General features: G+C 30.5%; 9 protein-coding genes. 1 reads left to right on the top strand and 8 read right to left on the bottom strand.

The genetic code is table 11. The annotated features are described in order from the left end of the window. Nucleotides 1–31: 31 nt before the first annotated feature. From rpoZ to MR593_RS10020, 7 genes are all read right to left on the bottom strand, one after another. A complete protein-coding gene (gene rpoZ, locus MR593_RS10050; RefSeq protein WP_290692472.1) occupies nucleotides 32–307 on the bottom strand; it encodes a DNA-directed RNA polymerase subunit omega in 276 nt (91 codons plus the stop codon). Between the two features lies 1 nt (nucleotide 308). After that, the gene (gene gmk / locus MR593_RS10045; RefSeq protein WP_290692471.1) at nucleotides 309–932 is read right to left on the bottom strand and encodes a guanylate kinase; all 624 of its coding nucleotides are present in this window, start codon (nucleotides 930–932) and stop codon (nucleotides 309–311) included. A 37-nt stretch (nucleotides 933–969) separates the two neighbouring features. Continuing rightward, complete coding sequence (locus MR593_RS10040; protein WP_290692470.1) at nucleotides 970–1851, bottom strand: YicC/YloC family endoribonuclease; 882 nt, start codon at nucleotides 1849–1851, stop codon at nucleotides 970–972. Between the two features lies 1 nt (nucleotide 1852). After that, on the bottom strand, nucleotides 1853–2686 hold the full coding sequence (gene dapF / locus MR593_RS10035; protein ID WP_290692469.1) for a diaminopimelate epimerase: 834 nt from the start codon (nucleotides 2684–2686) through the stop codon (nucleotides 1853–1855). Nucleotides 2687–2750: 64 nt separating this feature from the next. After that, nucleotides 2751–3806, bottom strand: coding sequence for a site-2 protease family protein (locus MR593_RS10030; protein WP_290692468.1), 1056 nt, complete (start codon nucleotides 3804–3806; stop codon nucleotides 2751–2753). A 60-nt stretch (nucleotides 3807–3866) separates the two neighbouring features. Next, the gene (locus MR593_RS10025; protein WP_290692467.1) at nucleotides 3867–4112 is read right to left on the bottom strand and encodes a hypothetical protein; all 246 of its coding nucleotides are present in this window, start codon (nucleotides 4110–4112) and stop codon (nucleotides 3867–3869) included. A 9-nt stretch (nucleotides 4113–4121) separates the two neighbouring features. Next, on the bottom strand, nucleotides 4122–4940 hold the full coding sequence (locus MR593_RS10020; protein ID WP_290692465.1) for a nitroreductase family protein: 819 nt from the start codon (nucleotides 4938–4940) through the stop codon (nucleotides 4122–4124). 196 nt (nucleotides 4941–5136) lie between these two features. On the opposite strand from MR593_RS10020, the gene MR593_RS10015 reads away from it, so the two are divergent. Then, nucleotides 5137–6909: an Rqc2 family fibronectin-binding protein gene (locus MR593_RS10015; RefSeq protein WP_290692463.1), complete on the top strand. Its 1773-nt coding sequence runs from the start codon at nucleotides 5137–5139 to the stop codon at nucleotides 6907–6909. 62 nt (nucleotides 6910–6971) lie between these two features. On the opposite strand, the gene MR593_RS10010 is transcribed toward MR593_RS10015, so the two are convergent. Next, nucleotides 6972–7940 carry a type II CAAX endopeptidase family protein gene (locus tag MR593_RS10010; RefSeq protein WP_290692461.1) on the bottom strand — a complete coding sequence of 323 codons (969 nt, stop codon included), beginning with the start codon at nucleotides 7938–7940 and terminating at the stop codon, nucleotides 6972–6974. Nucleotides 7941–7984 lie beyond the last annotated feature (44 nt).

The raw sequence follows: 7984 nt of genomic DNA, 5'->3' as shown, positions 1-7984 counted from the left end.
GATCTTAAATCATCTTCCCAAGCAGTAGATATTAGTCTTGTTCTAATTCTTTTTGTTGTTTTTCTTGTTCTAGATGATGCTCTAATTCTTTTTGTTCTATTTCTTCTGGTGTTAATAATCTATAAGTTATTTTTTCTTCTGCTACTTCTTGAGTTGCTATACAAACTGGTTTGTTTTCACCTTGTTTGTTTTCTACGTATATTTCAGAACCGTCAACTATTTCTCTTGCTCTTTTAGCTACAGTCCCAACTAAATAATATCTGTTACTTATTTTTTCTAATACGTCGTTTATTGATGGTTTTATCATTTTATAATTCCTCCTCAAATTTTTTTATAATTGCATTTTCATATCTTCTAGCTTTATTTTTTTCTGCTACAATTATATTTTCTATAGTTATAGCAGCATCTGTCGTCTTGTTATTTTCGTTGAATACAAAGTAATCGTAATCTTTTATTTGTTTTATTTCTTCAAAAGAAGTGCTAAGTCTTTCTTTTACTTGTTCTTCAGTTTCTGTACCTCTAGATGTAAGTCTCTTCTTAAGCTCTTCAAGTGAAGGAGGTAATACAAATATAAGAACAGCTTCTGGATACATTTCCTTTACCTGTCTAGCTCCTTGCATTTCGATTTCTAGTATAACATCGCTACCTTCTTCTAAGTACTTCATTACAGGTCCTTTAGGAGTCCCATAGAAATTGCTGTAAATTTGTGCATACTCTAAAAATCCACCTTGACCTATCATTTGTTTAAATTTCTCTCTAGTTAGAAAGAAATAACTTTCTCCGTCTACTTCACCCTCTCTAGGAGCTCTAGTAGTAGCAGATACTGAAAGCTTAAAATCAGGATTTCTCTTTATTAATTCTTTACAAACAGTTCCTTTACCTGCACCTGATGGACCAGAAACAACTAATAATAATCCTTTTTTCTTAATCATTATTATATCTCCCTTTCTCTATTGCTATGTATAAATACTATTCTATGTTTTGAATTTGTTCTCTAATTTTTTCTAATTCGCTTTTTACTTCAACTACTAAGTTAGTGATATTTATATCTGAAGATTTTGATCCCATAGTATTTATTTCTCTATTCATCTCTTGGATAAGAAAATCCATCTTTCTTCCTACTGAATCGTCCTTTACTACTGTATTTCTAAGCTGAACTATATGAGAGTTAAATCTAACTATTTCCTCAGTTATAGAGCTTTTATCTGCGTATATAGCTACTTCCTGTGCCATTCTATTTTCGTCTATTTCATTTGGATTTTCTAGTAATTCTTTTATTCTAGTATTTAATTTATCTCTGTAATCTTCAACTACTGTATCAGATAGCTTTTCAATTTGATTTATATAATCTGATAGTATATCACATCTTTTTAGAGTATCCTCTTCCAATTTTTTACCTTCAGCTACTCTCATTTCGACAAGCTTATCGAGAGCTATTTCTAAAGCCTCTTTAAACATTGCCCACATTTCATCTTCATCTTCTTCTTTTTCCTCTGTCTTCACTATATCAGGAAACTTAGCAACGTTCATAACAGATATATCATCTGTTAATTCGTATTTATCTCTGATAGTTTTCAATATATTTATATATTGACTCGCTAAATTATCGTCGAACTTTAAGTTTACATCGTCTGAGCCTATTAAGTCAAGCTTTACATATAAATCAACTCTTCCTCTTTTTATGAAATCCTTTATAAGATTTCTAGCTTTATCTTCTAAGCAGTTGATTTTTCTTGGAAGACGCATATTTATATCGCAATATCTATGATTAATAGTCTTACATTCTACTAAAAATTGATAGTTGTCGTTTTTTACCTCGCCTCTTCCAAATCCAGTCATACTAATTGCCATATTATACCTCCAAGTTTCCTTCACATATTTTTACAGCTGGACCTGTCATATATGCAAATCCATCCTCTAAATCTATTCTCACGCTTCCACCTTCAGAAGTTACATTTACACTTTTGCCTACTTTTCCAAGATAGTTGCTTATCACTACTGATGCAGTCATACCTGTTCCACATCCAAAAGTATATCCACAGCCTCTTTCAAATGTATTTACTAATATGTTATTGTCGTCAACTATTTGTACAAAGTTTACGTTAGTCTTTTGAGGAAATACAGGGTGTCTTTCAATCGCAGCTCCGTATTTTTGGACTTCCTCTATATCTAACTTATCTACAAATATAACCGTATGTGGAACTCCCATAAGCATTGATGTAACTGTATACTCTCTATCAAGTACGTCTATCTTTTGTTCTATAAATTTTTCTACTTGAGTATCTACAGGCACGTCATTTGCTAAAAAGCTTCCACTTCCCATATTTACTCTTACAGTTTCAATTTCTCCGTCTTTTAAGTTTAATTTAACTTTTTTAATTCCATCTAATGTGTACACATCGAATTCATCTTTTTTAACTATATTATTATCGTAAACAAATTTTACGAAGCATCTAAGACCATTTCCACACATAGCAGCGCGAGAACCATCTGAATTATAATAAACCATCTCAACGTCTGCAACATCTGAATTTTTTACGACTAATAGACCATCTGCCCCTACAGAAAATTTTCTGTGACATGCTCTTTTAGCATAATCGCCGTAATTATCTGGATCTATACCGTCTTCTCTTCCATCTATTGCTACAAAGTCATTTCCTATTCCATGTAATTTCCAAAATTTCATCTTTTCGCCCCTTTGATTTTTTCTAACACTTAATTATACCTTATTTTTATTTAAAAATAAATATTTAGGAAATTTTATCGATTAATTCTATTACCAATTCCTTTTCCATAATTGCCTGTCCCTTTAGAGGGAATTTATCAGCCACTTTAAGTGCTTCATTTGCGTATGCAAGTGATTTTTGAGTATTTTTATTTATATAGTATTCGTAGTAAGATTTTACTCTAAGACCATTTAAATCTCTATCCTTTTGAAGTATCTCTCCAGCATTTAGATAATTTTTTTCGGCGTTTACTTTGTCCTCTTTTATAGAGTAATTAAAGCAAATTTCGTAATATATCCCCGGCAGCATAACCTCTGATATCTTATCTATATTTTTTTCCAACAAATCTATATAATAATCAGCTTTTGAGTAATTTTTAGAATCTAGAGCCTTGAAATAGCTATAAAATAAAAAATATGTCTGTGTAAAATTAATATCTCCATCTAAATCAAATTCAATCTCGATATCCTTTGGTCTAACACCGTGAGATAATTGTGATGAAAGCCTATTTAACTTCAACAAGTCATTTGCAAATGGCTTTTTCAATATAATACTCCAAACTATCATTCCATCGCTTGGATTATTTCCACTCATAATCGGAAGCGCATTTAAAATTCCTGTAAAAAACGATATAAGTGAAAAAACTATAAAAAATAATTGTATATATCCATCTGTATAAAAAGATATTAAAATACCTATAAGCGCACTTATCAAATTAAATAAAATTCCACCCATATAGTAAATCGTATGTCTATATTGTTTGATTTCTTCTTCAGGAGGTATCATAGCACAGAGTCCACCATAATCCTTTGGCTTTAATATCATAAATTTAAACTTTTCATTTTCCATAGTAAAGCATAGAGGACCTATTCTAAATGAAATTAATTTATAGCCAGCCATTTTTCCAAATACATAGTGACCAAACTCATGTATATTAATTATAAAAAACAGCGATATAACTATAGATAATCCAAATATAATCATCTCTATTGGTTTTATATCAAGCGCTATAAATATTCCTACAATGACTAATCCCAATAAAATACCCACTGCTATCGATATTTTTTCACCCTTTTTCATAAAATTCACTCCTAAACATACATCCTCGTAAAAATAAATTATTTATAATAGTAAACATATTTATTTCTTTTGTTTTTTATTATTTGATTTTTTATCATTTTTCTTAGCTTCTGCTTCTTTTTCTTCTTTTTTAAGCTTATTCATCTTAAGTATAGATATAAGCAAGCATATTATTGAAAGCATATAGCATGCTAAAGCTATTGTAGTATTATCTATTTTTATAATTTTGTCTAATACATAGCCTGTCATTAAAAATAATACACCTGCAATTGATAAATTCGTATAATTCTTTTGTTTCTTATCCATTTCTTCCTCCTAAATAAATCTTATTTTTGCTTTATTTCTAGGCACAGTTCTAAAGTACTCTATCTCTGGATAACCCATTATCATGCACACCTGAGCTTTTTGACCTTCTTCTAGCCCTAAAACATCTCTTATCTCTTTATTTGAATTGACTGCTCTCACAAAATATCCACTAAAGCAAACCCCTACACCCATTGCATTTGCCATAAGCTCCATATTTGAAGCAGCTAAACCAGCATCTACTGCTGAATTAGATACTAAAAGAACAATAGTCTTTGAGTTGAAAAATAAATATGTATCATCATCCGGATTTTCTAAATACTTCTTGTATCCAGTTGTCCAGTTATTCGCATAACGGCTTAAATTTTCATCTATAATTTCTCTACTTAATATATCTTCACCTAAATTATTTAAAGTCTCAAGACCTAATTTAGTGATTTCTTTGAGCTTATCTTCTACTACTATATAAGATACTCCCTGCGAATTTCCACCAGTCGGAGTAAAACGGCCTGCTTCTATTATTTTTTCGATTTCTTGTCTTTTTATTTTTTCATCCTTAAATCTTCTTGTAGATCTTCTAAATTTAATGAAATTTAAAATTTTTTCGTCTTCAATATAAAATTCTTCTTTATTATATTCCTTAACTTCATTCATATCTAAATCAACACACTCTACAGCATTTTGAGGGCAAATAGCTATGCAGTGTCCACAATTTCTACATTTATTCTCATCTACAATAATTTTATTATCTTCATTTGATAAAGCTTTAAAAAAACAATCGTATATACAGCTTTCACAGACTATACATTTACTGCCATCTATTTTAACCATAAAACTAACTCCCCTTTCTCATAAATTTAGATATATTTATTGTATCTTATTTAAATAAATAAGTAAAACAACTCTAGCAAATATCAAAGCATATGTATATAATTATTATGTAAATAATAAGATAAAATCAAATACTAATTTAGATAAATGAATTTAAATACAAATATATATTATCTATTAAAGAAAGGAGCAAATTATGGCATTAGACGGTTTAGTTGTACACTCTCTAGCGAGCGAATTAAAATCAAAGCTAGTCGGTGGTAAAATAGATAGAGTTCACCAACCAGAAAACGATGAAATACTTCTTTATGTTAGAAACAATAGAGAAAATTTCAAAGTTGTCTTAAGCTCTAGCTCATCAAATCCTAGAGTCTATATAGCAAATAAATACAACAAGGAAAATCCTCTAAAGGCACCTATGTTTTGTATGTTGCTTAGAAAACACCTTCAAGGAGGTATAATCACAGATATCACTCAAGTTGGATTTGAAAGAATTATAAAAATAAGTGTGGAATCTCTAGATGAGCTTAGAGATAAAAGCACAAAAAATATATACGTGGAGATAATGGGAAGACATAGCAATATAATTTTAACTCATGATGAGGATTCTAGCATAATAGATTCTATAAAGAGAGTTCCACCTAGCATAAGTAGAGCGCGTCAAATCTTGCCTGCTATGACTTACTCTCTTCCTCCAGCACAGGATAAAATAAATCCTATAAAGGGAACTTCTCTTAAATCATTTATAAACACCTTAAGAGATTTCGACGGACCTATTTTCAAAGCTATATACAACAAGTTTTTAGGAATAAGTCCTACTGTAGCGAAGGAAATCTGCTTTAGAGCAAATATAGATGCAAAATCTAAAGGCGAGGATCTATCTAGAGATGATTTATCGCTTTTATATAGAGTTTTCTCAGATATATTTACTAAGGTAAAAAACGAGGAGTTTAAGCCTTGCATAGTAATCGATGAAAAAGTAGATAAGGTCGTGGATTTCAGTTCAATAGACTTGACCTTGTTTGAAGGATATAAATTTATATACGATGAAAGTATTTCTAAAATTGTAGAAGACTACTACATAACTAAGGACTTTAAGGATAGAGTTCATCAAAGAACATACGACCTTAGAAAGAGCATTTCTATAAAATTAGACAGACTTTACAATAAACAAAAGAAACAAAAGAAAGAACTTTCACAGGCTGAAAATGCAGATATATACAAGGTAAAGGGCGAGCTTTTAACTGCATATATCTATATGATACAAAAGGGAATGAAGAGCATCGAGGTAGACAATTTCTACGACGAAAACTGTGCTAAGATGACTATAGAATTAAACGAAAACCTTACTCCTTCAGAAAACAGCCAAAAGTACTTTAAAAAGTACAACAAATTAAAAACTGCAAAAAAAGAACTTACTGAGCAAATGGCTATAAGCAAGGATGAAATAGAATATCTAGAAAACGTACTTTTGAGCATAGAAAACTGCGAAAACCTAGAAGACCTAGAGGATATCAAGGAAGAGCTAATAAAATTAGGTTATGCAAGAGCACCACGTAGATTTAAACCTAAAAAGGAAATGGATTTAACTACAAAGCCTAATAAATTCATTTCATCTGATGGATTTACTATTTTAGTCGGCAAAAACAACAAGCAAAACGACTACCTTACTTTGAGAATCGCCGATCCCGAAGATATATGGATGCATACTAAAAACATCCCAGGCTCTCACGTAATCATAAAATGCGCCGGACGTGAAGTCCCAGACAACACTCTACTTGAAGGAGCAATGCTGGCTGCATACTTCAGCAAGGGACGTATGTCTTCACAAGTACCAGTTGACTACACTATCAAAAAACACGTAAAAAAACCAAGCGGCTCAAAACCTGGTATGGTGATTTACGAGACTAACAACACAATTTATGTAACACCACAGGAAGAAGTTGTCTCTAAATTAAAAGAAAATTAGATAAAAGTTAAAAAGGAAATGCGATTTATATCTTACTATAAATTCACATTTCCTTTTTTCTATCAAATACTATTTTTTTCTTTTTTATCTTTAAAACACAAGCTTCCAAGATATATAAATAAAACTCCAATACCAGCTGTGACTAATATAGAAGATATCGGGGGCATTGAATAAGTCACTGAAGTATCTATAGGGATATCGTAATATTTAGTCAAATACATTACGCATACAGAAAATCCGTTATTTAAAAAGTGCATAAACACACTTACCCAAATAGATTTCGTCGCTACTACACAGTAAGTAAACAATATTCCAAGAATCGCAGTAGGAACTATTCTTATAAAGTTCAAATGCATTACACCAAATAAAACCCCTACTATTACAATTGCCCATATTTTAGATTTTTTACTTTCACCCTTAAACGAATCTAGTAAAAATCCCCTAAATAACATCTCCTCACAAAAAGCTGGAATCAACGCCACAACGATTAAGCTCGCAAGCAGAGAATCCATCATAACACTGCTATTTACCGCCTCTAATATCTTAGATTGCTCAGGAAACAATGCTAGTAAAACTTGAGTAGTTATATTTATTATAAAATAACCTCCAAACCAAACTATAAATCCACCTAAGAAATGCTTTATTTTCGGCAATTTTAAGCTAAATGTATTTTTTATATCCGCCTTTATATAAATTGCGTATAACAAAGGTATCAAAAGGATCATAACCTCAGTTGCTACAAGACCTGCTGTCTCCCAAAATAACTGCAGAAAGCTTCCTATAAATAAAAGACATATCAAGGATATTGTATAAATCAGTGCTCCGTCTGTTATACTTGGTTTTATATTTTCCTTGAAATCTTTGCGCTTTCCTAAAAAAGAAAACACCCTGTCATTAAATAATTTTTCTTCACAATTAAATTTCTTTGCAAAAATAACAATTGATAATGTAACAAATACAAATATACCGATTATTATTAAGAAAATTACTGCCAATCTCAATATTGCATAATATAAAGTATTAATAATCATCACTTCCTCTCTTTTTAATAATTATATACTATTTTTTATCGAAA

Source organism: Intestinibacter sp. (assembly GCF_022780145.1).
Lineage (GTDB): Bacteria > Bacillota > Clostridia > Peptostreptococcales > Peptostreptococcaceae > Intestinibacter.
The sequence above is the reverse complement of the archived record's forward strand: the minus strand, read 5'-3'. Positions and strand labels throughout refer to the sequence as shown.